Source organism: Pseudoalteromonas sp. 2CM41L (genome assembly GCF_023161905.1).
In the GTDB taxonomy this organism is placed as follows: domain Bacteria; phylum Pseudomonadota; class Gammaproteobacteria; order Enterobacterales; family Alteromonadaceae; genus Pseudoalteromonas; species Pseudoalteromonas atlantica.
The window spans coordinates 163638-190615 of the sequence record NZ_JALNTN010000001.1; the positions used below are offsets into that span (position 1 = coordinate 163638).

The window sequence follows — 26978 nt, forward strand, 5'->3', positions numbered from 1 at the left end:
GTTTAATTTAGGTTGGATAAATGCGAGTCAATTCAGATTTTTCACAACAAGCTTCTATGCTAGCAAGTCAATATAGTTGGCAAACATCGCCTCAGGCGGGTGTTGAGCGGGTAATGCTCGACAGAATAGGCGCTGAAAAAGCCAGAGCAACTAGCGTAGTACGCTACGCGCCTGAGTCTACTTTTCCAAGCCATGCTCACCCAGGTGGTGAAGAAATATTGGTACTTTCGGGCACTTTTTCAGATGAGTCGGGCGACTACCCTCAAGGCTTTTATTTACGAAACCCGTCAGGGTCTTCACATGCACCTAAAAGTAAAAGTGGCGCAACCATTTTTGTAAAACTGTGGCAAATGTGCGTAACAGAAGCCACCTCTGTGCGCATAAATACACACGATCCGGCTACGTGGATAACCCAAAATAACCGCCTAATATGCCCGCTTTATCAAGATGATAACGAAGTAACTAAACTGGTAAAGTTAACCCCGCAACAGCCCCTATTTGATAACCTAAAAGCACATAATGCCTTAGAGCTATTTGTACTGGGCGGCAGCGTAATACACAACGAGGTAGAATATTCAAAAGGAAGCTGGCTAAGGCTGCCAAGCACGAGTAAAGCGTTAATATCTGCGGGAAATAACAGCGCTACAATTTACCTAAAAGTAGGTAATTTTAAAAACATAGGCTGTGGAGGCTAAATAATGCGTACAAAAATTGCGATTATAGGCGGTGGGCTAAGCGGCGTGTATGCAGCTTACCAGTTAGAGCAATGCGGCATTACCGATTACATATTGCTTGAAGCCAGAGACCAATTAGGTGGCCGTATTATGGACTTTACAAGCCTGTCGCAAGCGACAGCAAATAGCTTTGACCTTGGCCCAACGTGGTTTTGGCCAGAGTTTCAGCCGCAATTAAATACCATTATTAAAACCCTAAACCTAGAAACATTTGCCCAGTACGAGCAAGGCAATACCTTAGTAGAGCGCTCACATACACAGCCACCCACAGCAATGCCCGGTTATACGCATGCGCCTACGTCTATGCGGTTAAAAGGTGGCATGAGTACACTTATTAATGCCTTACATGCAAAGCTTAGCAACAAACAAATAGTAACTGGTGCTTTGGTAAAAACAATTACCCATCAACACGGTAATATTGAAGTTAACTTTAGCACCTCAAACACAACCGATAATAAAGTAAACGTTGAGCACGTAATGCTTGCGCTGCCGCCACGTTTAGCCGTAAACCAAATAACGTTTACCCCTGCATTGCCAAGCAATTTAGTATCGCAGTGGCAAAATACCGCAACCTGGATGGCACCCCACGCTAAGTATATTGCAGTGTACGATACGCCATTTTGGCGTAAGCAAACGCTCTCGGGCAGCGCCCGCAGCAGTGTTGGGCCAATGGCAGAAATACACGATGCATCAAACCCACAAGGCCAAGCCGCATTATTTGGCTTTATTGGCATACCCGCTGATGATCGAAAACACATTAGTAATGAAGATTTAATCACCCATTGCAGAGCGCAGTTAGTCAGGCTTTTTGGCACACAAGCCGCTACACCCAAAGCCGATATTATTAAAGACTGGGCGCAAGACCCACTCACCGCAACACATTTAGATACACATGCGGCTAATACGCATACCCCAGCACCTTACATAACCGCGCAAAATGGCCCGTGGTATCAAAATTTAGTCGGTATTGGCAGCGAATGGTCGGTGCAATTTCCAGGCTATGTAGCTGGTGCGGTTGATGCAGCAAGCATAGGCGTTGAGCTGTATTTAAAAAAAGTTAACGCATGATGTGTAGAGGCTGAGGTTTGAGCTTAGCGTTTTAATATAGCTCATAACGGCAGCTGATGGGCGGTTATGAGCGTTCAAGAAACAGCCATCATTATAGTGATTTAAACAGATTAACTTATTCGTTTTTAAACTTCCTAAATATCCACACATTCAGCCCAATTAGCAACATAACAATTAATGTTAGAATTGGAGGCTTTGATTGTAATGGTAAAAACTCAGCAGTTACCTCTGGAATCATGTGAACATACACTGCGACAAACATAATAGATAGCGCTAATAGTGATGAGCAATAAAATACTTTTCTTATTATATTTTTTGTTAGAACCTTGGATAAAGTAAGCACAATCAAAAACCCTAAACCTGCTGAAATTTCACCTAATTGACCAGCCCACCTAGCTATCTCGGGTAATGGCAGTCCACTCAAAGCTATTTGTTTAGTAAACATAGTATTGAACGGCTCAAAGAACTTTACTGTGCCAGCCATAATTAAAAAAATAGCTAACAAGCCGGTTAATAGCTTTTGCATGATGGCCGAAGGGTTCATCGCTGAATGGCGTAACGCCAGCCACATTAACCCGACAATAACGAATACACTCGATATTAGTGATACTTCTAGTAATAATTGTTTCCCCATTTCATTTTTCCTATATTTTATGGTGAATTATTTCTCTTCAGATTCTAATAATACTTTGCTAACAAAAAGCCGAACTGTTGGTGCAACTACAGCTAAAAGCAATAGTGCAGAAGGAATAACTTCTCCTATAGAGTATGACCATGCACTCATAAATGAGACATCGTCAGACACCATTTTCCTGGCCATAATAGCCGTCATGCCCAAAAGCATTGAAGGTAAAACCATTGAGGCTATTAGCGGATATTTAAATTTTTGAGGGAATTTTTTCATATTGGTCACACCTTGAATAATTTAGAGGGCATATTTTAAAGCCTTGCCCTTATTTCAAAAATAGCTATTATTGAAATTTATAAATTCATATTTGAATGATTAGATATTATGGATGCAAAAGAGCTCGGCAATTTATATTGGTTTTGCCTGTCAGTAGAGTGTGGTGGTTACGCCCCGGCTAGTCTTTTAGCTACAGCCTCTGCCCCGACGCTTTCTAGGGCTGTGAGTCAGTTAGAAGAAAAAGTAGGTGAGAAACTCATTCATCGACATGCCAAAAAATTCCAACTCACTAATGCAGGTGAAGAATATTACCGACGCTTTGCTCCTATTTTCAAACAAGTTGATGAACAATGGCTCAACCTTTCTAATACACAGGCAACATTAACGGGTGAGATTTATGTATCGTGTCCAGAGCCTTTCGCTGATTATTTTCTTCAGAATCTAGCAATCGAATTTATGACAGAACATCCCGGTGTTAAAATCCACATTAGTTTCTCTTCTGACACTGAAAACTATATTGATGAACGTATTGATCTCGCGATTGTTACTACACCGAGCAATATACCTACATTAATTCAAAAACCCTTATTTCAAACTGAGCTAGTCTTAGCTGCATCACCCAAATACCTTAAAGCTCAAGGTATTCCCAATAATATAGAGTCATTACTTGAACATAATTTACTTGCAGGAAATACTATACCTTTTTGGGAATTTAAGTACCAAGGTGTAACTACAAAGCTACCTGTAATGGCTAAGTATTCAATAAATAGCCTCCGTTTAATGATTAATGCAGTTAAAGCGGGCATAGGGATAGGCTTGATACCGAAAGAAGTGTTAGAATTTGAAAAAGACGCAGTGCTACAGAGGGTATTGCCCGATGTAGAGTGCCCGAAAGGCAAAGCTTATATTGTATGGAGTGATCGTCAGTTGATTGCTAGTAGGGTGGTCGCATTTAGAGAAAAAATAATTCAAAAAATGGATAAACCATCAGACTTATTTAAATCCATAGTGAGTTAGTTTTGCTAGAACAGATTAAGTGCTAAATACATTAAAAAGATAAGTCTAATAGACCGCTATTGGCTATTATAGTATTGATGACGTTGATAAAAATAAGCGCTTAAAGTCAGTACAACTTCTCATTTTGCTTCTGGCTCTAACAATATTTTCGTCACAAGGAGTTTAATCGTTGGTGCGACAACTAATAATAGCATTATTGCAAAAGGGATAATTTGCTCAATAGAGTTAATCCATGCACTGATAAACGAAGCCTCATCAGGCAGGGTTTTATAGGCCATCACCCCAGACGTTCCTAGCAACATTGAAGATGACACCATAGAAACAGTAAGTGGATATTGATACTTACGCGGAATTTTTTTCATGCTTGCTCCAAGGTGTCATTAAAATTCAGCTTACTGAATAGAAAGTAAATAGCTAAGTCCTAATACAGAAATAATACCAAAGCTTGCCATGGTCCATTTTCTTCTATCTTTCTCTGCTATAACGACAAAAAAAAATAACAGTGCTTGAGAGTAGATAGCTGTATAACCCTTAGCTATTAGCTCAAGATTTACTATGAAAAATCTTTCAAGATAATATTGTCTGCGTAGCTTTGGTAAGCACCTTCAATCATCTTAGCCATATCGTCTGGGAAGAGTAAAAAGTCGCCTTTTTCAAGAGAGTCTATAATGCCTTCAGAGACAGACTCAGCACTTGCTAAGTTATCAAAGCCAGCTCTTTTTCCCATATCTGTTTCAATTGGGCCTGGGTGAACACTAAGTACCTGAACGCCTTTTTCGGCAAATGCGTCTTTCAATCCTTGTGTGATTGAGTAGGATGCAGCTTTAGATGCCGAGTAAGTGGTTTCCTGAAGAAAGTTTTTCATCGATACCACAGAATTCAGTTGGACTAACGCACCTTTATTACGTTCAAGCGCTTTTGCAAAGGCGTTAGCGATACGCACTAAACCATAAACATTAACGTCTATTTCCCTAGCTAAAGACTCAAAAATATTCTCTGCTAAAGGTGTAGTCGACAGCATTATACCTGCGTTGTTAACTACAAGATCGACATCAGTAGCCTCAGCTGCCGCTTTGTTAACTGAGTCGGTGCTTGAAATATCCGTCTGGATAGTTGCTACTTTTTCACCGTATTGCTTTTCTAATGCTTTAGTTGACTCAGGATTGCGCACACCAAGATATACTTTTTTGGCACCGTGTTGCAGAAGTGACTCAACAATGGCTTTACCTATGCCACGATTTGCGCCGGTAACGAAAGCTACTTTGTCTTTAATGATAAAACTCATTTGATATTCCTTTGGTTTAGTATCCGTTGCGATTGCTAAAGTTTTATCGCAACGGAAAATTGATTAGGCTGTAATACAGTATTTACTATAACTGTGCAGTTATAACTCGTTACTTTTTAGTCCATTCAAATTTATTAAACATTGAATCTACTGGTGTTTCAGCAATGTGGTTTACATAGTTGCTGATCACTTTTTGTGATAACCCAAGAATGATTTCTAATACTTGTTGCTGCGCGTAACCTGCGGCAAAGAAAGCATCGACTTGTTCAGGTGTTACGTTGCCGCGTTGGCGTACGATAGCTAGCGTGAAATCTTGAAGCGCTTGTAGTTTCTCTGTTGGCATCGCTTCTTGGTTACGTAACGCCTCAGTTAAAGCGGCATCAACTTTCATTGAGTGTGCAATACCAGTATGAGCTGGCACACAATAATGACACTCATGCTCAACGTTAATTGTTTGCCACACTACAGTTAATTCTTCTGCGTTGAATGATGTTGCTGTAAATAACTGATGTAGCTGTGTATAAGCTTTTAATATTTCTGGTGATTCAGCCATTGCTGCATATAAGCCAGGAACAACACCCATTTGCTTTTTAGCGCCCTCTAAAATTGCTTTGCTTTTTTCTGGTGCTGTTTCTACTGTGTGTAATGTAAATTTGCTCATTTTTAATCTCCAATGACATAGGTTGTTTAGGGGTTGTCCCTATATAAAAAGGGAATAAATCTTGAAGCCCCTTAGTTGATGGAGTGAACTATATACCCACCTGAACGATCGTTCAAGCTATATTTGAGCGATCGTTCAATTATTTTAAATATGTAAATATAATCTATTGTATTTAAATGGATATTTGTCTTGAAATATTTTTGCTTTATTAGAAGTCACCTCTGCTGAGTTTAACTTTACCTAAAGATAAAATATAACTATAATTGAACGACTGTTCATTTAATGTTTTTAGGTGAAGTTATGGCAAAGACCACAACATTTGATCGCCAAGAAGTGATAGATAAGGCAACCAATCTTTATTGGAAGAAAGGCTTTCATGCAACATCAATGCGAAACTTGCAAGACGCGGTAGACCTTCGCCCCGGTAGCATATACTCAGCATTTGGTAATAAAGATGGTTTATTTAAGGAAGCCTTAGCTAACTATGCTGATATGAGCCTGTCACTATTACAGCAATGTAAAGACGAACATGATTCGCCACTTCATGCACTAAAAGCCTTTATGAAGTTAATAATAGTAGAGTCACAAAATAGTGCTCCAAATGGCATTTGTATGCTGTCAAAAACTATTTCAGAATTAACAGATGAGAATCAAGATTTAATTGATGTAACGAAAGCACATCTAGTTAATATATCCTCAGCATTGGTCAAATTAATTGAAGAAGCACAGACATTAGGTGAGGTGGATAAAAATAAAAATGCTGAAGATCTTGCTACCCATGTACAAATTCAAATAACAGGTTTACGTACTTTTGCTAAAATTAATAAAGACAAAAATAAGGTTAGTGCCATGATAGACGATATTTTTACGCATTATCCTTTTTAATAGGAGTTAAGGGTTAATCATATAGGTCTAAAGGATCAAACCTTGGCGGCCTACAACATGCTCCTGATCCTCTGAAAATGGCACTCTCTAGCTACTCAACAACATTAAATACTGTAATAATTGGCAAAGTATTTTACTGTGTCGGATGGCGCTTCGCTTATCCGACCTACACTGGCATATACCTAACAGCTCAAGTTAATCCCCCAAATTATTAATTCTCTTCACCGCCTTACATTTAACAGCAAAGCCATTTACACATTTGAGCGGGTTGACTCTATAAACCCTTTTACATAATCAAGCTGTAAGTCGTCATCGCGCACGCCTACATTCACGCTTTTTTGCAGCCCTTTATTACCTATGCGGATGCCTTTTATGCCTAAACGGCTTTCGTGCGATGACACTAGCCACTCGGGTAATGCTGCCACGCCACGATTGGCAGACACTAATTGCAGCATCATTTCGGTGCTTTCTATGGGTACTCTGCGTCTGGGTTGCACGTTAGCGGGGTCTAAAAATCGGGTATATACATCTAAGCGGTTGTAGCCTACAGGCACGGTATAAAGTATTTGGTCTTCGAGGTCTTGCGCTGTAACAAACGCTTTGTTGTATAACGGGTTTTGCTCGCTCACGACAATACATAAATTGTAGTTAAACACAGACCTAAAGTTTAAGCCCTCTGTATTGACGGGGTCGGGGGTTATTAGCACATCTATTTCGTTGGCTTTTAGCGCTGCTATGCCATCAAATCTAAAGGCACTTTTTATTTCTACGTCTACCTCTGGCCATGCTTTTAAAAATTGCTGAATTTTGCCCATTAACCATTGCTCACACGGGTGGCATTCCATGCCTATACGCATGATTCCTCGCCGGCCTTGGGCAAACTCTTGCAGTACGCGCTCGGCGTGCTCAAATTCGGTGACCATTTTGTCTGCAAGTGAAAGTAAATAAAGCCCCGCCTGAGAATACACCAGCGTATTGCCTTTACGGTGCCACAGTTTTACGCCAAATCGGCGCTCTAATTTAGCAATAGTATGGCTCACAGCCGACTGGCTTAAGTTTAAACTCTCGGCCGCGGCGGTCACGCTTTTAAGGCGTTTAACCTCTTTAATAATGTGTAGATGATTACGCTCAAGCATTATGATTTATATTCATTCCAAAACCAGTTTTTACCATTGGTGTTCATAATGGTGTTTTGGTAATATTATCACATTACATACTCAAGTCTATGCACTTTGCTGTTGTGCTATGTATACACACCAGCAAAACGCCTAGCATTTAACGTATAACCGGGAGACACAGCTTATGTTTAGCGACTCTATCTATACCTTTATATTAATAGGTATAGGGGGCACACTAGTGTTAGATATTTACGCGGGGTTACTCGCTAAGTTTTTTGATTTACCTGCCACAAATTGGCGATTAGTCGGGCGCTGGGTAGGTCATATGAAGTCGGGGCAATTTTATCAGCCTGCACTACCTAAGGCCGAAAAAATACCGGGTGAGCTTACCATTGGTTGGGTTGTACATTACCTAATTGGCATAGCGTACGGGTTAATATTAATGGTGTGTGTAAACACGCAGTGGCTTGATTTGCCAACCATACTACCTGCATTACTTGTTTCATGGTTTGGCATAGTTGCCCCCTTTTTTATTATGATGCCAGGCATGGGGGCGGGTATGGCCGGTGCAAAAACACCTAACCCCACCGTTACGCGCATAAAAAGCTTTGTAGGGCACACCATATTTGGCTTAGGCATGTTTTTAACCGCACTGGTTTTAGCATAATTTTAAGTAGGAAAGCAGACTATGAACATTTTAAATTTAAGCACCTATTCTACGCATATAAAAATAGTGGGCTTATTAGCTATTGTTATTTCAATAGCTGCGTGGAGCACAGATTTATTAGGCATTGTGTATGCGTGCCCCTATTGTAGAGTGCAGCGCTCAGTAATAGGCCTGTTAGGCTTATTATTAATAACGCCTGCGGTTACACACTGGATAGGCAAATATTTCTCTTTAGTAATTGGTTTTTTTGGCGCTACAGTGGCTGCTAATCAGCACTTTATGGGCTGGAAAAAAATATCAGCAGGCACCTTTGAATTTAAAGATAACCTGTTAGTTGACCCATTTATTTTATCGGCCTGTGCACTAACAGGTATTATTGGGCTCACTTATTTAGCAATAACAGCCGCAAAGTTACCTGCTAAAACGGCTTAACATTTAGTACCGTAGCTAAAACAAACAAGGCGCACTTTTTATTAAAAGTGCGCCTTGTTTTTTTATATATAAATTTAATTTAGTTACGTTAAATCTGTTTTTTCTATGCGCTTAAAGCAATCTACTTATTACCACCTATCTAAAAATAACTCACAGGCTTCTAAAAGCTTTTCCCGTGCAATGCCGTCTCTTGATTGAATAGAAAGGCCATTAATAAAGGTATCTAAAATTAGCATAAATTGCTCTACGGGCATTTCTTGTTGCCACTCTTGCTGGGCTGTTCCGCGCTCTATGCATTTTACAAGCGCTTTACGAATGTCGTTGCGTACCGACAGCGCCATTTGCTCAACTTCTTTATTTTCGTCGCCGCAATTTAAGCCAGATAAAACAATCATGCAACCCGATGGTTGCTTAGTTGAGGTTTGCATATGAATGGTTTTAAACACCATGTTTTTAATCGCTGCTTTTGCAGGAACCGACTCGTTTTCTAGCTCCGAAAAGGTCTCTCCACAGGTGCTGGTATAAAGTGCTAAACATTCACTGTATAGAGCTTGCTTTGAGCCAAATGCTGCGTAAAAACTCGCAGATGAAATATTGCCTAACACTTTGCGTAGCTCAGCTAAAGAAGTGGATTCGTAGCCTTTTTGCCAAAATAAATCCATTGCACTTTTTATTGCATCTTCACGGTTAAACTGGCGTGGGCGTCCGGTTCGGGCCATATAAATTACCTCAAGTAAGTAAATTTTAAATAAGTGTATTGTTAGTTAAAACACTCAAGCCCGAAATACTAAGTATTGTCGGGCATTGTGCTGATCATATCATAAGTTTTAAATACAGTTGCTGTGCTAAGCACCTAAGCGAGTAAAGTATTGCTCTACATCTAATGCTGCTTTACACCCAGAACCTGCAGATGTAATTGCCTGCCTATAATGGTTATCGCTTACATCACCTGCGGCAAATACGCCGGGAATATTCGTTAATGTTTCACCATTTTCAAACCCAGAATACACATTAATGTAGCCATCGCGCATATCAAGCTGATCTTTAAAAATATGTGTATTAGGCTGATGCCCAATGGCAATAAACACGCCATTAACGCTCAGTGTTTCTCTATTGTGCTCCGCTAACGTTGATTTAATAGTAATTCCTGTAACGCCGTTAGCGTCACCCACTATTTCATCAACCTGGTTATTCCACTTAATAGTTACTTTACCTTGCGCTACTTTATCAAATAGGCGCTGTTGTAAAACCTTTTCGGCACTGAGTGAATCACGACGGTGAATAAGCGTAACGTGCGAGGCAATATTAGCTAAATATAAAGCCTCTTCTACAGCGGTATTACCACCGCCAACCACAGCTACGCTTTGGTTTTTATAAAAAAAGCCATCGCAGGTTGCACATGCCGATACACCCTTACCTTTAAACTCGGTCTCGCTTGGTAGGCCAAGGTACTTTGCCGATGCGCCCATAGAAATAATTAACGCATCAGCTGTGTAAGTCTGCTGACCTTTAAGCACAAACGGTCTTTGCTGCAGGTCAACATGTGTAATGTAGTCATGCACTATTTCGGTATCAAAATTTTCAGCATGCTCTTTAAACTGCCTCATCAGTTGTGGCCCCTGAATACCCGTTGGGTATCCTGGCCAATTTTCAACATCAGTTGTTGTTGTGAGTTGCCCACCCACTTCAAGGCCAGTAATTAATAATGGCTCAAGGTTTGCTCTAGCTGCATAAATAGCGGCAGTGTAACCAGCAGGCCCTGAACCCAAAATTATCAACTTTCGATGTGTGCTCATTTATCACCTCTTTGGCGTACTAATCTTTTAAAATTAGCGCTTGTAGCTCTGGCGCAGGCATCATACCTACAGAGCGATTCATTTCTTTACCGTTTTTAAATACAACAACAGTAGGAATACTTCTTACCGCTAATTTGGCTGCAACTGATGGAAAATCATCAATATTAAGCTCACCCATAATAATATTTTCATCAGCGAGGTTATCGGCTACTTGCTCGTAAATAGGCGACATCATTTGGCATGGAGCACACCACTCAGCCCATAGTCTTACAACTAATTTGGCGTCTTTTTTGTTTAGCGATTCGAAGTTTTCATCATTTAATTTAATTACTTGGTTAGTCATTTTTGGCTCCTAGTTAAAAATAAAATCGACCCACAGTGACACACCTATATTTCGCCTAACAGGTTATTTATATATGCAAACTACGCATAATAAATATCAGAGCTATAAACGTGTTTTAAAAAGATGCTATTTAAAATAAGAGGAACAAACTCTTAAAAATATCAACTTAAAACACATTACCCAGAACACTTGTGGATCGATTGATCCGAAATTTACACCCAAGAATAACGAGTGTCAACAACTTATAGAACAGTCATTCCACAAATAAGTAAAGTTAACACTCAAAAAGCCGCACTCATAAATTAATTTGAAGCGACTTTGTTTTTATTTTTTAAATTAAAGCAATAGGTTATAAAGTAAAAAAACAACGCAGCTAGGAGCTGAAATTTAAAATAATTAATTTATGGTTTTTGAGAAAAGAGTAGGGAAGGTGAGCAATATACATTCTGAGGTTGTGAGTTTTTCTTAAATAATTTGAATAATAAATGCGATTTAAAAGCATAATAATGAACGCACATTGTATTTATTATGCTATTTGAAGGTTTAGAGGCCTACAACGGCGCTGCGCCTTTCCATTAAAGTTACATTGCGCCATACGCCATGCAGTTGGCCTAATTTTTCTCGGTTTCCAACTTGCCTAAAACCATTACGAGTATGTAGTGTAATGCTGCTTATGTTTTCAGGGAATATACTGGCTTGTAGCATCCATATACCGTTTTTTTCTGATTCTTTAATGAGTGCACAAAGTAATGCGTGCCCCAAGCCTTTACCTTGGGCTTGGGCTTGGTTTGCAACATATACACTTACCTCGGCAACGCCCGAGTAAACCTCACGGCTTGAAACCGCAGATAACCCAGCCCAGCCAAGCACCTTTTCATCCTCAACTGCAACAAGACGGCAACAGTTGAGCATAGAACTATTCCATTGTTCCCAATTTTTAGCTTTAGTTTGAAAAGTCGCATTGCCGGTATCAATACCTTGCTGGTAAATGTTTTGAACGGCTAAAAAATCGTTTTTTGCAAATGCTCTTATGATCACAGTATTTCCTTACAACTATTATTACTCTCTAAAATTAGCGGCTTACTTATAAATGAGTTAACGGCTAATTTTAATAACCGCTAACATATCGTCTTCGTCCTCATCGAGGCCCACTTCCTCAAACCCAAAACTTGTATAAAAGTTTTTAGCAACAGGATTTTGCGGGTTATAACAAATCTCGATTTGTTCAAGCTTGGGAGTTGCTTTAATCTCTTCAATTGCCATAGCCAGTGCTTTGCGCCCAATGCCTTTATTTTGATAATACCAACTCCATTAAGTATGTGTTCTAAATTTTACGCCGAAAAAACAATTCAGTTCTAGGCGTAAATTGATGTAAATGGTTGTTCCCTTTACGAAATTTAAAACAAAGAAATGGGTTGTTTTAGCAAGTAAAATAGAGCAGCTATTTATTGGAGTTGGTATAAGTTTGATCTACCATAAAGCGCCAAATAGAAACCTTTTTAGGGGTTTCTTGAACCCACATAAAAAAGCCTACAGGTATACTATTTAAGTAAATCGCTTTACAGGTATACCCGCTATTGTAGTGCGCCTCAACTAACGACCACATATTACACGCTACGTATTCTTCTTGCGTTTTAGTAACATCCAATTCGCATATGGCTTCATAGTTATCGGCGGTGATGTCTTCCAGTGACAGATTCATGTTTTTCCTTTAGAACAACTTTGTGCAATTAGTAAGCTATCAGTGTATGTACCTATAATAAATCAAATGAAGATATTGATTTTTATATACCCAATATTAGCCAAATTAATAATCTACAAGTCTATTTAAAACAAAAAGGCCGCAGTAAATAAATACTGCGGCCTTTGCTTTTAGCTAAACTTTTTTAAACTAGCTACGTTTAATAAGCGCCTGCGCTGTAAATAAGCTCATAGCTGTGGCTGTAAATCTCAAGGATGTTACCAAACGGGTCTTCCATGTAGATCATGCGGTATGGCTTTTCGCCAGGGTAATAGTAACGTGGCTCTGGCATACGTTTTTTACCACCTGCAGCAACAATGCGATCCGCTAAGCCTTCTACATCTGGGTCTTGTACACAGAAATGAAAGATACCGGTTTTCCAGTATTCAAAGTTGTCTTTAGGGTTTTCTTGGTCTTTAAATTCAAAAATTTCTACACCAATACGGTCGCCTGTTGAAAGGTGCGCTATTTTAAATTTTTCCCAATTTGGACCAAATACATCGGTGCACATTTCGCCAATGGGGCTGTTATCTTCAGTGATCACGGTAGGCTCCATTATGGTGTACCAGCCCATCACCTTAGTGTAAAACTCTACGGCTTTTTCAACATCTGGTACTGAAATACCAATGTGCGAAAAACTACGTGGATATGTATGACTCATAATGCTTCCTCTTTAACTGTGATTAGTTGATGGAGTTAGTTTACGAACCCGTACTTATTAAGTAAAATTATCATTAATCATCATTTTGAGTACGTTTTGTAATGATAAACCCGACATGGTTAAACACGTTTTGTACGTTGGTTGAGGTAAATCATTTTACCCAAACCGCCGAACGCTTATTTATGACCCAATCAGGCGTAAGCCAGCATATTAAAAAGCTAGAGCAGCAAGTAAACTGCGCGCTATTAGAGCGCCACGGCAAACAATTTACCCTTACCGTACATGGGCAAAATTTGTATCAGCAAGGCAGTTTGTTATTAAAAGAATGGCAATTTTTAGAACAACAATTAAAAGATGACTCGCCTTACAGCGGCCTAGTAAAAATACAATCGCCAGGTAGCTGTGGGCTACAATTTTATAGCCAATTATTAGCATTACAGGCTGAGCATACCGAGCTTAATATTGATTATCGCTTTGCACCTAATACCAGTGTAGAGCAAGCGGTGGCAAACCACAGTGCCGACATAGGCTTTTTAACCCAAGCCCCCACGCTTAGCGAAGTTACCAGCCACAAAATTGGCCAAGAAGCTTTATTATTAGTAACTCCAGCACATATTAAAAACCCAACATGGGAGGTTTTATGTGAGCTTGGCTTTATTGGCCACCCCGATGCAAAACACCATGCGCAGCTATTACTTAGCGAAAACTACAGTGAGTTTGAACATGTTGAGCAAATTAAGCGCACGGGGTTTTCTAACCAAATAAGTTTAATACTCGAACCGGTAAGTTTAGGGCTAGGTTTTACTGTTTTACCTGCTTATGCGGTGGGCGCATTTAATAAACCAGCACTTATAAAAACGCACCATTTAGCTAATCCAATCAGCGAAAGTATTTATGTGTGTCATCATCGAAACAGGCCAATGGCAAAGCGCATGCACACGGTAATTGAGGCGATAAAAGCGGGGGAATAGTTTTTTAAAAAGGCAGTACAGCCAGCTTTAATTTACTGTACTGCCTTTTTGGGTTTTAGCGTGTTTAAACCTTAGACATATAGGCGCTTACATACGCCTTATTTTTAAATACCAACCACAAAGTAAGCGCTAAAAGGCCAATACTTAGCTGAATAACACCTAAGTTTTTAATTAATGTTTGTGCATTAAGCGATACAAGCGCCATGCCTATTGCGCCTGCAATCATAGAGCAAAACTGAATAACGGCCACAGCAGAGCCCGTGTCCGTTGTTTGTTGCTCTAACATTAAATTAGTACCGGGCACGCGGGTAATAATAACGGTTAGGGTGGCTATTGCTGCTAATGCACCAAATACCCAAGGCGATAAGCCGCCTATAAAAATGGTACCTATACCGCATGCTGTTAGGGTTAAAAAACTCGCAGTAATTATTTTTTTTACCGATACACGTTTAGAAAGCCGCATATAAATTGTTGGCCCAAACGAGGCGCACACAGCATTCGCTGCAAAGGCGTAACTAAAAGTTTGTTCAGACAAACCAAAACCGTTGATATATACATAAGAGCCCGCCGCTAAAAACGACATTAACGCCATAGGCACAATAGTAAAAACAGCCAATAGCGATAAAAATGGCGGGTTTTTAACTACTACAGCTAATCGCCCCCACGACTGAAAAACAGAGCCGGCGTAGCGTGTATGTAAGGTTTCGCGGTAAAAAAAGGTAAATAACATAGCCACCGAGCCAAACACGGCTAAAGCAGCAAACATCATATGCCAATTAGCAATTTTTAATAGCAATGCGCCCAGCACAGGCGCCACCATAGGGGCAATAATAACCAGCGACATAATAGTGGCGATAATTTTTTCTCGCTCGCGGCCATCGTACAAATCTTTTACTATTGCCGTGGCTACAACCGTTACTGCACTTCCGCCAAAGGCTTGTAATAAACGCGCGCCTATAAGCATTTCTACAAAATTAGATAACGCACAAAGCACACTGCCTATTACGTATATTCCAAGGCCCATAAGCAAAATAGGTTTACGGCCAAATTTTTCACTTAATGGGCCCCAAAACAATAATCCTATGGCGTAGGCTGCAAAATATACGCTAAGTGTTAAGTTAACCATGGCTTGGTTAGTATTTAGTTTCTCTACCATAGTAGGTAAAGCAGGAAGATATAAATCGGTAGTTAAAGGGGGAAATGCACTAGGGCGTGTTGTTCTTTGATGGTTGAATTTGCAGCAGTATGTTTGGTTTTTAGGCAAGGCGGAGCCTATGAAGTGTGGTTATTCCCCATAAATAGGCGATAACGCAGCATAAATGCCAAACATGCGCTGCCCTTCGGGTTCTGCCTAGGGGCGATAAACTCTTTGTTACTCGGTTTTTACTTAGCCCACTAGGTTACAAACCTCGCGCCGCGATTTAATCGCCCCTAGATTGAACAAATTTCAATCCGCAAAGATCAACACGCCCTAAAATAACAAAAAAATTAACGTGCCAGTTTTGCCTAATACAGGCTGCTCTACTTTCAAACTAAACTCCAAAAAAAACAAAATAACTGACTAATACACAATCTTGCTTATAAATAACGTGGTAAATGCAAAGCACGACTGCACTCATTACCTACTTAATAGACTCCTTTTGTATGCTCCACGTTATAAGCAGATTTTATATACTCTTAGCCCATGTGTATATTGCTCATTTTTTATGTTCGTTTTTTATAGCTGGCTATTACTTTACCAGTAATAGCCAGCGAGTTTAATTTATGCTGTACGCTTAGGCTTTTGCTTAATAGCGAGTATGGTTTGCTTAGCTTGCAAATACACTTTGTGCACCGCAAAGGTTAATAAACTCATAAGTACCATTAAGCACAACGTTGGCCAAAGCGACTGGGTATGATAACCAAACACGCCCATAAGCCAGCAAATTAGCACCCATTGAATAATGTAAAGGGCCGTTACATGTTTGCTCGCATATAAAAGAGCGCGTGTAATAGGGCCATTAAATTTATTGGCAATGGCATATTCTATTAAGGCTAATGCACATAAATTTAAACCAACTAAATAAATAATACCGCCGCCATTTAAGTGAAAAAAGTTACCAAACTGGCCTTTAAAATCAATAAATAACCACACTGAACCAATCACTAATAATGCGGCCCCTAACTTTGCACACACATTAAATAAATACGCTGCATTATGCTGGCTATTTATATATACACGCCCAAGCACGTAGCCGGTTAATATAGCGCTTATCCACGGAAATACCGGAAAATAAACTTGGTAGTTATTAGCAAAAAACAAATCGCTAATATAAGGCGAAAGCGCAAACTGCTGCCCCCTAACAAACTGGCTTACAAGTGCAATAGCCACGGCTAAACATGCAATCCATGTGGTTTTCCAGCGGGCAATATTAAGCGTACCAAACAGCACTAAGCTCACCCCAGCAAGTTGTAAAATATCACCGGTTAACATCATAAATTGTAATTGCCCAGCACTGAGCGGGCTTTGCCAGCCATAGGCATTTATAAATGCCTCGGGCATGGTATTAAATACCTCAATGGGTAGCCAAAATTTTGCCGCATTCATTAAATACGCAAGGAGTAAAAGCTGTATACCACGCTTAATTAATAACATGGGGGTTTGCCTGCGCGAAAGCGCCATAGACAGCCCCATTGCCACCAAAAACGAGGCGGTGCCTTTGCCAAGTATATGAATAACAGCACCAAATAGGCTCTCACTTTGAAGCGTTGTGCTCGAGTACATCCATAGGGTGTGTACCAAAATCATAATAAAAACGCTCGCACCTCGGGCAAGGTCTATCGTTTTAAGACGTGTGTTCATTGGTTTTAATATCCTTTTTAGGGCAGGTTTGGCATTTGCTGTAACCAGCTAAATAATAACGACAGCACGTTAAGCGGTCGGCCGTTAATTTAAATGGGGTGTTTAAATTAAAGTGATTGCTGATTAAATTGTGTAGCTGCTGATGGCAATGTGTAGTGTGATCAGCGCTTGCTAAATGTAAGCTATGGGCGCGCTCAAATGCACTGTTAAGGGTGTCGATTAATAAGCGCCCTTGCTCTTTTTTTCCCAGCGCATAATTGGTATTTATCCACTTTCCTACACAGCTAATAAACTCAATAAGTGTATTGTTTTGCTCAGCTTTACTTAATATAGGCGCACCGCTGAGGTTAAACCCTCGGCTATAAGCGCCATTAATTTTAAGCTGTAATTGCATGGGACTATGCGCGTTGTGTTTACACGTATACCAATAACAATAGGCATAAATAGTTTGCCAACAAAGCTGCAAATATAAGTGCCGGCTAATAAATTGCGTAGGCGCATGAGGGTAATGCGCCTTGCAATAAATCGCTAATTTGCGCACTAAATGTAAGCTTGGGTGAGCCGCAGTAGCTGGCTCACTTGGGCAAAATAAAAAGTGCGCAAGGGTTACTGGCTTAGCCATACAACTTTGCCGATACCGGGTTATTTAAACTTCCGGCAAACTGTAAACTGCCTGCTGGGTCGGTTAAATCAACCATTTGCTTATTATTGCCAAGCTGCAAGCGGTTTAAGCAAGAGTGTGCAAATTCATCACTAAAAAAGTCATACTCTTTAAAACGCGCATTTAAGGCAGGGTTAGCCTGTTGATACGCTTTAACACTTTGCGCAACGCCGTGCCAAAAGTCGTGCTCGGTAATGCGTTCTTCTCTTACTAAAATAGCCACTAGGTATCTAAAAAAGCAGTCAAATACATCGGTAAATATGCTCAGTAACTCAAGCTCTTTTGGCATAGCAATATGAATACGCGACACTTCCTCAGGTAAAGGTTCAGTGCTATTAAGCAGCGCGACTTCTTCGCCTATGTCTTTCATGTAAGCGCCCACAGGGACTGAATTTTTAAGTTTTAAAATAAGGTTTTCGCCGTGCGGCATAAACACTAATTTATGGGCATAAAAACAATGCACTAACGGGATAAGATAGGCGTTAAAATAGTGTTGCAGCCAAGCGTGTGTGCTTAAACCACTTTGATCTATTAATGCACCTGCCATACTTTTACCGTTGTTATCTAGGTGCAGTAGTGCGGCCATGGTGGTGAGCTGCTCATTATTTTGTAAGTTATGGTTTGGGTTTTCGCGCCATAAACAGGCAAACATTTTACGATACGGTGTATCGCCCAACGCGCTTTGCTCAAAGGTATGATGCGCATACCCTAAGGTAGCGTACTCTCTTAGTGCAGTAAAATTGCACGCACTGAGCGTGGGGTCGTAGTTTACTTTATTAAATACCCAATCATTTATAGCCGGGGTTACCGCCATATAAGCACGCGAAAGCCCACGCATAAAACCCATATTTAAAATAGACAGCGCCACTTTTAAATACGGCTTATGCGGGTGCGAGCAGTTATATAAGGTGCGAATAGATTGCTGCGCTTGATATAAATCGTCGCCTTCACCTAAGTAAACTAAACGCTTATTGGCAAACTCGTTGGCAAACACCACACTTAATTTATGTTGGTATTGCCACGGGTGGGCAGGCATAAATAGGTAGTCGTAGGGGTTTAGGTTTTGCGTTTTTAGCGCTTTGTTAAACGCATCACGGGTAGTTAAATCAAGCTCACCACTAATATGACTTGGGTAATCACTAAAGTATTCACTATAAGCAAAATCACATACTGTTTTGTGCGCCGCTAACCACAGCACTTTAAACGGTTTACCCACCTCTGGCGCATAGCGTAAAAAGTCGGTTTTGCTAAAACCAATTCGGCCATTATTAGCCACAAACGCAGGGTGGCCTTCGCTCATTGCAGCCTCTATTTGTTGCAGCCCTAATTGCGCAAGTTCGGCTGCGCTAAGCGTGTTGTTTTCGCGTTTATAACAGGCACTGGCAAGTGTGGCGTTAAGCTCTTCAAGGTAAGTGGCTAAACGCTCGCTAGTTAAACCCAGCGCAGGGCCTTGCACGCTAAAAAAGTGCAGTACATCAAGCGCTACTTGCTCGTTGTTAAGGTTATAAAAGCATAAGCTTGGCTCGTCTATATCTATGTGATTAAGCGCCATAGCACGGCCATCAAATATAAAATAACCCCCTTCAATATTTACTTTAAAACCTTGTGGGGTTTGCTCTGCGACCAATAAGCGCTCGTGTACCAGCTCGCTAATGGCTTTACTTTGTAAGTGCCTGTTAGCCCACTGCCAGTGGTCAAACTTTATATAGTCGGTGTTTATTGGCGTTTGCGCTTTGTGATGTAAATTAACATGCGTTTCAAATGCAGCTTTATTACAAAACCCAAGGTAGGCGTTTTTATCACCCAGGGTTATTTGCTTAGTATGCACAAAGCCTAAACGCTTATTTAAGGTATGAATTTTACTATTGGCAATATCGGGCTCTACTACTACGCGTGCATCGGCATTATGAGTAAAAATACTGTGCAATACGCACTGCATTATTTCAAAACTAAAATGGCGTTTAGGCTGTGTATTTGGGGCAAGTAAAATATGCATGCCGGTATCGTTTGGCAGTACCTCATAGGCAGCTGCGAGTAGCTTGTCGTGCTTTGGGCTGTAAAGCTCAACTAAGGCAAGCAGCTCATTATTTTGCTCAATAACATAGGCATGATGGTGCGGGTTGTTAATTATATCTTGGTAGGCGCTACACATTTGCTCGGGGGGGTGTTTACTCATACCCCAAAAATGGGCGTAAGGTAGTGTAAGCCACTGGCAAATTATGGGCATATCGCTTTGCTGTAGTAACCGCATAGTCACATTACCTGTGTGTTGTAACGTGGTTACAAAAGATGAAAAATACATAAAAACTCCTAAATCTTTTTAATTATTAAGTGGCTGTGTGTGCAGCTTGACCAACAAATTTAACGCGCCATAGCAAAATAGCGCCAAGGCTTGCAAAGCCAATGGCAGCAAAGTAAAAAGGCACGGTGGTATTAAAATATTCCACACTCATACCCACTAATAACGACGCTAAAATAACGCCAATATTTTGCGCAACATGCACTTTGGCAAAATCACTGCCGTAGTGAGCAGGCTCGCTTTTAGCAAATAGCATCACTTCTAATAAAACCATGACTTGAAACAGCGCTATACCGTATAAAACGCGAGAGCTAACCACTAACCACACCGACTCTTGCGCCTGTAAATAAAGCCCAATAGCGCCAAAAATAAGCGCGCACGAAAACGTACTGGTGCGGCTAAGCGTAGGAAAAGGTAAGTGCTGCCGAAAGTGGTTAAACAACAGCATAAGTAGGGCTGCAAAAGCAGGAATGGCGTACACAAGCGCACTTTGGAATGCACTGCTTTGTGCGCTCATTCCTTGCCAATGGGTAGTAAAAAACGGCCTAATTAAAAACGCACTAAAGTAAACAACCACGCTTATAAAGCAAAATTGCCAAATAAAATACGGTGTACGAGTACGTGGTTTTTCGCTTTCAATCGCTTGCTGATAAATACCTAACTTTAAGCTCACCATTAAATAGGCGCACAGCAGCACTTGTATAACATCGCCCGCAGCACTTAATAACAATGCATAACGCGGTGTATTTATACTAAAAAAGTACCCGCCCACTAACGCGCCGCCAATAGCACCAAAGTGCATAAGTACCGAAAACAAGCCAATAATAGAAAGGTGCTTACTTTGTTGCTCTAAACGCAGTGCAAACGGGTAAATAAGCAGGTAACTGGCTTTAAGCACCAACATAAGCTGATAATAAAACCAAAATTCCCACACGTTAGTTGCAAAATAACAAAGTAAACCAAAGCAGGCGGCAATCACTTGCGTTACAAGCCAAAGAGCCAGCTCGTGGTATTTTTTGGCAACCTTTGCCCACAGGGGCAGCGCGAGCATAACGGTAATACAACAGTTAGCTACGAATACCCCAATAAGTGTGGGATTACTTACAGAAAATTCGCTGGCAAAAAATTGCGGATAAAACGGCAGTAATAAGGTGTCGCACACTACCGAAATAACCGTAAGCAAAATAAGCGCTAAACGTAAACTCATGCGGCGTTACTCTTTTGCTGTGAATGGGTTTCTACATCGCTTAAATCAAAACACTGAAAAGCAATTTTTTGTTCAACCTGATACGGCGCATAACCGAGTATTTCGCGCAAAATTATACTGTTGCGATAACACGCCATGCCTAAATCGGGGGTTACAAAGCCATGAGTGTGCTGCTCTGCATTTTGTACAAATATACGTTTTTGTTCACTATCTACCGCATACTCGCGGCTAACTAAATAGCGGCCTTGTTCATCTTCTGGTAGTTGCTGTGCAATGGGGTTTAAAAAAGCAGGGCGCTTGTATTTAAAGCCCGTGGCACAAATTAAGTAATCGGTTTTTATTTCAAAGGCTTCATTTAGCTCTTGATGATAAAACTCAGTGACTAAGCGACCAGCACTTTTACGTGTATTAGTAAGCTTGCTGTTAGTTTTAAATGTGGTAGAAATGGGCCCATCTAGGCTTTGCTCGTAAAGGGTGTCAAAAATGTCATTAATTAAATCGCCATTAATGCCTTTAAATAAGTTTTTTTGATTTTGATTAAGCCAATCTCGTTGCTCAGTTTTTAAATTATAAAAGTAATCAACATACTCAGGAGAGGTCATCTCAAGGGTGAGTTTAGTGTATTCCAGCGGAAAATAACGCGGCGAACGCGCAATCCAATCTAGTTGTAAACCTTGTGGCACTGCTTGTTGTAATAAGGTGTGATAAATTTCAGCCGCACTTTGCCCAGCTCCTACAACCGTAACGCGTTTAGCCGTTTTTAGCTCATCAAGGCGGTGGCAAAAATCGCTACTGTGCAGTACGTTATTTGAATTACTTTGCACTGCGCAATCAGGAATATATGGAGCAGGGCCGGTGCCAAGCACTAAGTGGCGCGTAACATAGTGTTGCTCTCCATTTGGGGTTTTACAGGTAACGGTATAGCACTCACTTTGCTGGCAAAATTCAACCTGAGTTACACTTTGCTCAAAGCTTACGTTGCTAAGCTGCGAGCACACCCACTGGCAATAGAGGTTGTACTCTTTACGCAGTAAAAAAAAGCTCTCGCGAATATAAAATGGGTATAAGCGATTATTAAGCTTGGCATAATTTAAAAAACTGTACTTGCTGGTAGGGTCTGCAAGGGTCACCAAGTCAGACATAAACGGCGTTTGCAAAGTAACACCTTCTAGCATCATTCCGGGGTGCCAATCAAATTGGCTACGCTGCTCTAAAAATAAGCTTTTCACGTCCTCCAGTGGCTCACTTAAACACGCTAACGACAAATTAAATGGGCCAAGGCCAATGGCTATAAAATCATAAGGTTGGTTACTCATTATTTTTGCTCCTTATACGTTTGCCACGCAATAGTGCTAATTTGTTCAAGCACGGCGCGCACATCGCTCAATTGGCACTGGGCATTAAGTAACGTAAATTTAAGGTAATGTCGGCCGTTAATTTTGGTGCGCGCAATCATGGCTTCACCAGTATTTAAGAATGTTTGGCGTACGTGCAGGTTTAGGGTGTCGAGTAAATCGGGGTTATGTTTTAGCTCCTCTGGTGCAAAGCGAAATACCAATGCGCTGAGCTCTGGGTAATTTATAACTTCAAAATCTGGGTGGTCGTTAAGTACAATGTGGGTTTGACGAGCAAGGCCAATTACTTTATCAAACGCTCGACCAAGTGGCGCTTCACCCATGGTGCGCAGTGTTAACCAAAGCTTTAGGGCATCAAAACGGCGTGTGGTCTGTAAGCTTTTATCAACTAAATTTGGCGTACCATTGCCGGCCTCAGCAAGCGGGTTTAGATAGTCGGCGTAAAGGGTAATATGGCTAAAATGGCGTTTGTCACTTAATAAAAAAGCACTGCAGCTAACCGGTTGCATAAACGATTTATGGTAATCAATGGTAATTGAATCTACTTGTTCTATGCCGTTTAAAGCACTTCGGTGATGCTCACTCACCAATAAACCACCGCCGTATGCGCCGTCAACATGGCACCAAAGCTGCTCTTTTTTAGCAAGTTTTGCTATGTCTTCAACAGGGTCAATTGAGCCAAAATCGGTTGTACCTGCGGTAATTACCACAGCGATAGGTAAATCGCCCTTAGCTTTAGAATCCGCAATTGCGTGGTTAAGTGCGTCCATATCCATTTGCATTTTATTGTTTGTAGCCACGGGCACTACCGTGTTATAGCCAAGGCCCAGTAATGCCGCTGCCTTTTGAATACTAAAATGCGCAACCTCAGAGCAATAAATACGAAAACGTGAGGCTACTTCAGGCAAGCCTTGCAGTTTTACTTCATGATTAGGTGCATAGCGGCTCACTGCGACTTCGCGAGCAACAAGCATGGCCATTAAGTTCGATTGCGTACCACCACTGGTAAAAACACCATCAGCAGTGCTAGGTAATTTTGCTTTTTCACAGCTCCAATCTATTAATTTTTGTTCAATAAGGGTCGCGCCAGCGCTTTGATCCCAGGTGTCTACCGAGGTATTGATTGCGCCAATGATGTGCTCTGCTACAACTGCAGGGTACGTAACGGGGCAATTTAAATGCGCCATATAACGCGGATGATGAAAATAAACAGCGTGATCTAAATACACACTTTTAAGCTCGTTTAATACGGCAGGAAAATCAGCAAGAGGTTTGGCTAAATCTACATCATTTACAGTAGCGGCAAGCGTATTAACCGCCACGCCAGAAAACGGCTTTTGCGCTTTAGCCATAGCTTGTTGTACAGCCGAAAGCCCCTGCAACGACGCTATTTGGTAGTTAATAAACTGATCGAGATTAAATTGAGGAGGTAACCCGTTTTGCTCAAATATTGCTTTATTTTCGACAGGGCTGAGCTGCGCCGATTGTAATTGTGACATATTCGCTCCTTGGTTGTACTTGTATTGGGGCTGAGGATCTTAATAGTAACAATTTGCATTTACAATAATGATTAAGGGTTAGATATAGGTTTATTTTCGCAATTAGGAGTGACTGATTAGTTATAAGGAATTACTTTTAAAACTAACAAAGTGTATAAAATGAGCTATGAGAAGGTGCCAAAATGCGCTAAATAATGACAGTTTGTAAAATAGTGCGACGGTTTAAATATAAGAATTGAGAAATGGGGGGTAGCTAAAAGCTAACGTATTATAAGTGGGCAGTACCACTATAAGAAGTAAGCCCCCTTTACAACTCGGTTAAACCTTAAGTGCTAAAGAGGGATATAAAAGTAAAAATGCAGCTTAATTGATATCTTCAAGCTTATTTTTTAAATCCACTAGATCGGTGGCTACGGTGGTTGGCTGAATTTCCCACGGATCAAAAATAGAATCCTCAGAGCGTTTTATCCATGCTCCGCGCATACCATGCGAAATAGCGCCGGTAATATCAAACGGGTTACTCGAAATAAGCCACGTGTTTGCGCCCGTTGAATTTGTTTCGCGTAAGAAATGGCTGTAAACACCTGGGTTTGGCTTAAATGTTTTCATATCGTCAGCACTTACTACACCTTCAAAAAGCTCACTAATACCTGCAGTTTCGAGCAATTTATTAACCGCATCAGCAGCGCCATTTGAAAATGCAAACAACCGGTAGTTTTGTGCTTTAAGTTGCTCAAGCCCTTTTTTAACATCGTCAAAGGCCGGTAAAATTTTATACTGCTCAAGCAATTGCTGCTTTTGATCATCATTAAGCTGCGTTTTGTGCGCTAAACACGCGTAATCGAGGGCATGTTTGGTACATAACGAAAACGGTATATAGTTTTGCATTAACCCACGCCTAAACGAATACTCTAATTGTTTTTCGCGCCATGTATTTGAAAAGTTTTGCGCGTTATCGCCTATCATATCTTCAAGTAAAGACAGCACGCCGTGAGTGTTTATAAGCGTACCGTATACGTCAAATGCGAGTGTGGTTGCCATGTTTGCTCCCAATAATTTTAAGATACTTGTAAGTTAATCGTTTTGAGCTTAACTTACTTTGAACGGTTGCTCAAATTAATAAAGTTTACAACACGATTGCAGCGCCTATTATTTAAAAACGATACAAATTAAAGGACTAAATAACATAGTATGAAAATATATTTTTTAATTTACGACAAAGTTGAAGAGCTGGATTTAGTTGGTTCTTGGGAACTAATAGGTCTGCTGGCAGAAAAGGGGTTATGTGAAAAACCCAAATTAATATCGCTAAATTCTATGACTCCCTCAGGTGAGCACGGCATGCGTTTTAGTGCCGATTATCATTTTACTGACCCAGTGCAGCCCGATGTATTATTTGTACCTGGCGGTAGTGGTGCACGTATAGCAATGGAAGACCTTGACGTTATTAATTACCTTAAAAAAACAGCTGAAAACTGCGACAGTGTTTTATCTATTTGCACTGGTATGTATTTAATGCAAAAAGCGGGGCTATTTAAGCATAAAAAAGTAACCACCCACTGGGCTTTTCTAGATCACCTTAAAAAAGATAACACTGTAACCGTAGTTGAAGAACGCTTTGTAAAAGATGGCAATATTTGGTCTTGTGCAGGTGTTTCAGCAGGTATGGATATGTGCCTTGCTTTTATTGCTGATTATTTTGGTGATGATGTTGCCTCCACCATACAGTTAGACGCAGAATACTATCCGTCACCAATTATTTATGGTGACGCGCATGAAAATAGCGCCACATCTAATTACATTAAAAAGCTGCGTTAAAGCCCACTTTATAACTTTATGTTGGGCTTTGCTGCTCTTAACCCAACATACGCTTTGTAAACCCCCATTACACTTTGATTAAAAAACCAAAGGCGCTTGCACTGTACTGATTAAAATTAATAAAACTTATAGGTATCAAGCGCTAAAATATCCAGTTCAATATCACTAAAGAGTTTTTCAACTTGCTTGCCGCCTGCGCCCAAAGCAGCAAAGAGTGGTAAAAAATGCTCTTGGGTAGGGTGGTTAAATAACACATGGGGTGCATCGGCTAAGTAATTTAAAAGTGCGGGTGTGTCTTGCGCTAAAAGCGCGTGTTCAACCCATTGGGTAAACGCTTTTACCCTTTGTACACGGTTAGGTGTAGCAGGGGTTTTAAACACTTCTCGTAGGTTGTGGCTAATGCCGCCAGAGCCAATAATTAATATATTATCATCGCGAAGTGGGGCAAGTAACTGCCCATATTCATACATGGCTTTTGCGCCTAGTTGAGTATTTATAGATACTTGTACAATAGGAATATTTGCCTGCGGGTACATTAAGCGCAGTGGTATCCATACTCCATGATCCCAGCCTTGGCGTTCATCAAGTATTGCTGTAATGCCTTTATTTTTAAATAGCGTTGCAATATTACCCGCAAGCTCAGGATGTCCTGGAGCTGGGTATTTAATGTTATACATATGCGCAGGAAAATTGTAAAAGTCGTGAATGGTTTCAGGCGCTTGCCCTGCGGTTATTACAATATTATGAGCCGCTTCATCGTGGGCCATATCAAAGTGCGCCGAAAAAATAACAATAGCGCGTGGCGTGTTGAGTGACTTGCCAAGCGCTTTTAAAAAGTCGGACGTTGGCGATTGCTGTACGGCCATAATAGGTGAACCGTGAGAGATAAATAGTGCAGGTTGAGCCATGGTAATACCTAAGGGTTTTATTAATATACCCTTATTTTATTGGCTTTTATTTTGTTAATAAATAAAGCGCCCATTGAGATATTATAAATACAGTATTGTTAAACTG

28 protein-coding genes and 2 pseudogenes are annotated in these 26978 nt (G+C 40.6%); 8 read left to right on the forward strand and 22 right to left on the reverse strand.

Annotation, left to right across the window (positions count from 1 at the left end):
• The first annotated feature begins 20 nt into the window (after nt 1-20).
• Both MTF64_RS00695 and MTF64_RS00700 read left to right on the forward strand, forming a co-directional pair.
• Nucleotides 21-695, forward strand: a complete 675-nt coding sequence (locus tag MTF64_RS00695) for a cupin domain-containing protein (protein ID WP_248450117.1) — start codon at nt 21-23, stop codon at nt 693-695.
• A gap of 3 nt (nt 696-698) precedes the next feature.
• A complete protein-coding gene (locus MTF64_RS00700) occupies nt 699-1802 on the forward strand; it encodes an FAD-dependent oxidoreductase (protein WP_248450118.1) in 1104 nt (367 codons plus the stop codon).
• 115 nt (nt 1803-1917) lie between these two features.
• Here the strand turns inward: MTF64_RS00700 and MTF64_RS00705 are convergent, their stop codons facing one another.
• Together MTF64_RS00705 and MTF64_RS00710 are read right to left on the reverse strand one after the other, a co-directional pair.
• Nucleotides 1918-2436 (reverse strand): hypothetical protein, encoded by a 519-nt coding sequence (locus tag MTF64_RS00705; RefSeq protein ID WP_054982021.1) that lies wholly within the window; start codon nt 2434-2436, stop codon nt 1918-1920.
• Between the two features lie 27 nt (nt 2437-2463).
• On the reverse strand, nt 2464-2706 hold the full coding sequence (locus MTF64_RS00710) for a hypothetical protein (RefSeq protein ID WP_054982020.1): 243 nt from the start codon (nt 2704-2706) through the stop codon (nt 2464-2466).
• Between the two features lie 108 nt (nt 2707-2814).
• Here MTF64_RS00710 and MTF64_RS00715 point away from each other — a divergent pair, with 108 nt between their 5' ends.
• Nucleotides 2815-3723, forward strand: a complete 909-nt coding sequence (locus tag MTF64_RS00715; protein WP_054982019.1) for a LysR family transcriptional regulator — start codon at nt 2815-2817, stop codon at nt 3721-3723.
• Between the two features lie 119 nt (nt 3724-3842).
• Here the strand turns inward: MTF64_RS00715 and MTF64_RS00720 are convergent, their stop codons facing one another.
• From MTF64_RS00720 to MTF64_RS00730, 3 genes are all read right to left on the reverse strand, one after another.
• Nucleotides 3843-4085, reverse strand: a complete 243-nt coding sequence (locus tag MTF64_RS00720) for a hypothetical protein (RefSeq protein WP_054982018.1) — start codon at nt 4083-4085, stop codon at nt 3843-3845.
• Nucleotides 4086-4276: 191 nt separating this feature from the next.
• Nucleotides 4277-5008, reverse strand: a complete 732-nt coding sequence (locus MTF64_RS00725) for an SDR family oxidoreductase (RefSeq protein ID WP_054982017.1) — start codon at nt 5006-5008, stop codon at nt 4277-4279.
• A 109-nt stretch (nt 5009-5117) separates the two neighbouring features.
• Nucleotides 5118-5669 carry a carboxymuconolactone decarboxylase family protein gene (locus MTF64_RS00730; RefSeq protein ID WP_054982016.1) on the reverse strand — a complete coding sequence of 184 codons (552 nt, stop codon included), beginning with the start codon at nt 5667-5669 and terminating at the stop codon, nt 5118-5120.
• Nucleotides 5670-5969: 300 nt separating this feature from the next.
• Between MTF64_RS00730 and MTF64_RS00735 the strand changes: the two genes are divergently transcribed.
• Nucleotides 5970-6554, forward strand: coding sequence for a TetR/AcrR family transcriptional regulator (locus MTF64_RS00735; protein WP_054982015.1), 585 nt, complete (start codon nt 5970-5972; stop codon nt 6552-6554).
• A 251-nt stretch (nt 6555-6805) separates the two neighbouring features.
• On the opposite strand, the gene MTF64_RS00740 is transcribed toward MTF64_RS00735, so the two are convergent.
• Nucleotides 6806-7690, reverse strand: a complete 885-nt coding sequence (locus MTF64_RS00740; protein WP_096042624.1) for a LysR family transcriptional regulator — start codon at nt 7688-7690, stop codon at nt 6806-6808.
• 166 nt (nt 7691-7856) lie between these two features.
• On the opposite strand from MTF64_RS00740, the gene MTF64_RS00745 reads away from it, so the two are divergent.
• Together MTF64_RS00745 and MTF64_RS00750 are read left to right on the forward strand one after the other, a co-directional pair.
• On the forward strand, nt 7857-8339 hold the full coding sequence (locus MTF64_RS00745; RefSeq protein ID WP_064385904.1) for a DUF2938 domain-containing protein: 483 nt from the start codon (nt 7857-7859) through the stop codon (nt 8337-8339).
• A gap of 21 nt (nt 8340-8360) precedes the next feature.
• A complete protein-coding gene (locus MTF64_RS00750) occupies nt 8361-8771 on the forward strand; it encodes a hypothetical protein (RefSeq protein WP_138579673.1) in 411 nt (136 codons plus the stop codon).
• A 128-nt stretch (nt 8772-8899) separates the two neighbouring features.
• Here the strand turns inward: MTF64_RS00750 and MTF64_RS00755 are convergent, their stop codons facing one another.
• From MTF64_RS00755 to MTF64_RS00785, 7 genes and pseudogenes are all read right to left on the reverse strand, one after another.
• Nucleotides 8900-9490 carry a TetR/AcrR family transcriptional regulator gene (locus tag MTF64_RS00755; protein WP_054982011.1) on the reverse strand — a complete coding sequence of 197 codons (591 nt, stop codon included), beginning with the start codon at nt 9488-9490 and terminating at the stop codon, nt 8900-8902.
• A gap of 126 nt (nt 9491-9616) precedes the next feature.
• A complete protein-coding gene (gene trxB, locus MTF64_RS00760; RefSeq protein ID WP_248450121.1) occupies nt 9617-10567 on the reverse strand; it encodes a thioredoxin-disulfide reductase in 951 nt (316 codons plus the stop codon).
• Nucleotides 10568-10586: 19 nt separating this feature from the next.
• Nucleotides 10587-10910 (reverse strand): thioredoxin domain-containing protein, encoded by a 324-nt coding sequence (locus MTF64_RS00765; protein WP_248450122.1) that lies wholly within the window; start codon nt 10908-10910, stop codon nt 10587-10589.
• Between the two features lie 543 nt (nt 10911-11453).
• Nucleotides 11454-11948 carry a GNAT family N-acetyltransferase gene (locus tag MTF64_RS00770; protein WP_248450123.1) on the reverse strand — a complete coding sequence of 165 codons (495 nt, stop codon included), beginning with the start codon at nt 11946-11948 and terminating at the stop codon, nt 11454-11456.
• Nucleotides 11949-12005: 57 nt separating this feature from the next.
• A pseudogene (locus MTF64_RS00775) lies at nt 12006-12206 on the reverse strand (GNAT family N-acetyltransferase); the annotation flags it as partial.
• Nucleotides 12207-12369: 163 nt separating this feature from the next.
• Nucleotides 12370-12612 (reverse strand): annotated as a pseudogene (locus tag MTF64_RS00780) (GNAT family N-acetyltransferase); the annotation flags it as partial.
• A 199-nt stretch (nt 12613-12811) separates the two neighbouring features.
• Nucleotides 12812-13312, reverse strand: coding sequence for a lactoylglutathione lyase family protein (locus tag MTF64_RS00785; protein WP_008130525.1), 501 nt, complete (start codon nt 13310-13312; stop codon nt 12812-12814).
• Between the two features lie 101 nt (nt 13313-13413).
• On the opposite strand from MTF64_RS00785, the gene MTF64_RS00790 reads away from it, so the two are divergent.
• Nucleotides 13414-14283: a LysR family transcriptional regulator gene (locus MTF64_RS00790; RefSeq protein WP_248450124.1), complete on the forward strand. Its 870-nt coding sequence runs from the start codon at nt 13414-13416 to the stop codon at nt 14281-14283.
• Nucleotides 14284-14347: 64 nt separating this feature from the next.
• Here MTF64_RS00790 and MTF64_RS00795 read toward each other — a convergent pair whose 3' ends face one another.
• From MTF64_RS00795 to MTF64_RS00830, 8 genes are all read right to left on the reverse strand, one after another.
• On the reverse strand, nt 14348-15547 hold the full coding sequence (locus MTF64_RS00795) for a multidrug effflux MFS transporter (protein ID WP_282446945.1): 1200 nt from the start codon (nt 15545-15547) through the stop codon (nt 14348-14350).
• A gap of 498 nt (nt 15548-16045) precedes the next feature.
• Nucleotides 16046-17125: a heparan-alpha-glucosaminide N-acetyltransferase domain-containing protein gene (locus tag MTF64_RS00800; protein WP_248450127.1), complete on the reverse strand. Its 1080-nt coding sequence runs from the start codon at nt 17123-17125 to the stop codon at nt 16046-16048.
• Nucleotides 17109-17747 carry a hypothetical protein gene (locus tag MTF64_RS00805; RefSeq protein WP_248450128.1) on the reverse strand — a complete coding sequence of 213 codons (639 nt, stop codon included), beginning with the start codon at nt 17745-17747 and terminating at the stop codon, nt 17109-17111. Before MTF64_RS00805 ends, MTF64_RS00800 begins: the two co-directional genes overlap by 17 nt.
• A complete protein-coding gene (locus MTF64_RS00810; protein ID WP_248450129.1) occupies nt 17740-20088 on the reverse strand; it encodes a GNAT family N-acetyltransferase in 2349 nt (782 codons plus the stop codon). The genes MTF64_RS00805 and MTF64_RS00810 overlap by 8 nt, the downstream gene beginning before the upstream one ends.
• A 25-nt stretch (nt 20089-20113) precedes the next feature.
• Nucleotides 20114-21292: an MFS transporter gene (locus MTF64_RS00815; protein WP_248450131.1), complete on the reverse strand. Its 1179-nt coding sequence runs from the start codon at nt 21290-21292 to the stop codon at nt 20114-20116.
• A complete protein-coding gene (locus MTF64_RS00820) occupies nt 21289-22608 on the reverse strand; it encodes a SidA/IucD/PvdA family monooxygenase (protein WP_248450132.1) in 1320 nt (439 codons plus the stop codon). Before MTF64_RS00820 ends, MTF64_RS00815 begins: the two co-directional genes overlap by 4 nt.
• Nucleotides 22608-24146, reverse strand: coding sequence for an aspartate aminotransferase family protein (locus MTF64_RS00825; RefSeq protein WP_248450134.1), 1539 nt, complete (start codon nt 24144-24146; stop codon nt 22608-22610). Before MTF64_RS00825 ends, MTF64_RS00820 begins: the two co-directional genes overlap by 1 nt.
• A 363-nt stretch (nt 24147-24509) precedes the next feature.
• Nucleotides 24510-25187, reverse strand: a complete 678-nt coding sequence (locus MTF64_RS00830; RefSeq protein ID WP_248450136.1) for a haloacid dehalogenase type II — start codon at nt 25185-25187, stop codon at nt 24510-24512.
• 150 nt (nt 25188-25337) lie between these two features.
• On the opposite strand from MTF64_RS00830, the gene MTF64_RS00835 reads away from it, so the two are divergent.
• Nucleotides 25338-25964 (forward strand): DJ-1/PfpI family protein, encoded by a 627-nt coding sequence (locus MTF64_RS00835; protein ID WP_248450137.1) that lies wholly within the window; start codon nt 25338-25340, stop codon nt 25962-25964.
• Nucleotides 25965-26080: 116 nt separating this feature from the next.
• Here MTF64_RS00835 and MTF64_RS00840 read toward each other — a convergent pair whose 3' ends face one another.
• Entirely contained in the window at nt 26081-26872 is a 792-nt protein-coding gene (locus MTF64_RS00840; protein ID WP_248450139.1) for a class III extradiol ring-cleavage dioxygenase, read from the reverse strand.
• Between the last annotated feature and the right edge of the window lie 106 nt (nt 26873-26978).

Coding starts and splice junctions, on each gene's coding strand:
- MTF64_RS00695 (WP_248450117.1), top strand. CDS start 21: ATGCGAGTCAATTCAGATTTTTCACAACAAGCTTCTATGCTAGCAAGT.
- MTF64_RS00700 (WP_248450118.1), top strand. CDS start 699: ATGCGTACAAAAATTGCGATTATAGGCGGTGGGCTAAGCGGCGTGTAT.
- MTF64_RS00705 (WP_054982021.1), bottom strand. CDS start 2,436: ATGGGGAAACAATTATTACTAGAAGTATCACTAATATCGAGTGTATTC.
- MTF64_RS00710 (WP_054982020.1), bottom strand. CDS start 2,706: ATGAAAAAATTCCCTCAAAAATTTAAATATCCGCTAATAGCCTCAATG.
- MTF64_RS00715 (WP_054982019.1), top strand. CDS start 2,815: ATGGATGCAAAAGAGCTCGGCAATTTATATTGGTTTTGCCTGTCAGTA.
- MTF64_RS00720 (WP_054982018.1), bottom strand. CDS start 4,085: ATGAAAAAAATTCCGCGTAAGTATCAATATCCACTTACTGTTTCTATG.
- MTF64_RS00725 (WP_054982017.1), bottom strand. CDS start 5,008: ATGAGTTTTATCATTAAAGACAAAGTAGCTTTCGTTACCGGCGCAAAT.
- MTF64_RS00730 (WP_054982016.1), bottom strand. CDS start 5,669: ATGAGCAAATTTACATTACACACAGTAGAAACAGCACCAGAAAAAAGC.
- MTF64_RS00735 (WP_054982015.1), top strand. CDS start 5,970: ATGGCAAAGACCACAACATTTGATCGCCAAGAAGTGATAGATAAGGCA.
- MTF64_RS00740 (WP_096042624.1), bottom strand. CDS start 7,690: ATGCTTGAGCGTAATCATCTACACATTATTAAAGAGGTTAAACGCCTT.
- MTF64_RS00745 (WP_064385904.1), top strand. CDS start 7,857: ATGTTTAGCGACTCTATCTATACCTTTATATTAATAGGTATAGGGGGC.
- MTF64_RS00750 (WP_138579673.1), top strand. CDS start 8,361: ATGAACATTTTAAATTTAAGCACCTATTCTACGCATATAAAAATAGTG.
- MTF64_RS00755 (WP_054982011.1), bottom strand. CDS start 9,490: ATGGCCCGAACCGGACGCCCACGCCAGTTTAACCGTGAAGATGCAATA.
- trxB (WP_248450121.1), bottom strand. CDS start 10,567: ATGAGCACACATCGAAAGTTGATAATTTTGGGTTCAGGGCCTGCTGGT.
- MTF64_RS00765 (WP_248450122.1), bottom strand. CDS start 10,910: ATGACTAACCAAGTAATTAAATTAAATGATGAAAACTTCGAATCGCTA.
- MTF64_RS00785 (WP_008130525.1), bottom strand. CDS start 13,312: ATGAGTCATACATATCCACGTAGTTTTTCGCACATTGGTATTTCAGTA.
- MTF64_RS00790 (WP_248450124.1), top strand. CDS start 13,414: ATGATAAACCCGACATGGTTAAACACGTTTTGTACGTTGGTTGAGGTA.
- MTF64_RS00800 (WP_248450127.1), bottom strand. CDS start 17,125: ATGAACACACGTCTTAAAACGATAGACCTTGCCCGAGGTGCGAGCGTT.
- MTF64_RS00805 (WP_248450128.1), bottom strand. CDS start 17,747: ATGGCTAAGCCAGTAACCCTTGCGCACTTTTTATTTTGCCCAAGTGAG.
- MTF64_RS00810 (WP_248450129.1), bottom strand. CDS start 20,088: ATGTATTTTTCATCTTTTGTAACCACGTTACAACACACAGGTAATGTG.
- MTF64_RS00815 (WP_248450131.1), bottom strand. CDS start 21,292: ATGAGTTTACGTTTAGCGCTTATTTTGCTTACGGTTATTTCGGTAGTG.
- MTF64_RS00820 (WP_248450132.1), bottom strand. CDS start 22,608: ATGAGTAACCAACCTTATGATTTTATAGCCATTGGCCTTGGCCCATTT.
- MTF64_RS00825 (WP_248450134.1), bottom strand. CDS start 24,146: ATGTCACAATTACAATCGGCGCAGCTCAGCCCTGTCGAAAATAAAGCA.
- MTF64_RS00830 (WP_248450136.1), bottom strand. CDS start 25,187: ATGGCAACCACACTCGCATTTGACGTATACGGTACGCTTATAAACACT.
- MTF64_RS00835 (WP_248450137.1), top strand. CDS start 25,338: ATGAAAATATATTTTTTAATTTACGACAAAGTTGAAGAGCTGGATTTA.
- MTF64_RS00840 (WP_248450139.1), bottom strand. CDS start 26,872: ATGGCTCAACCTGCACTATTTATCTCTCACGGTTCACCTATTATGGCC.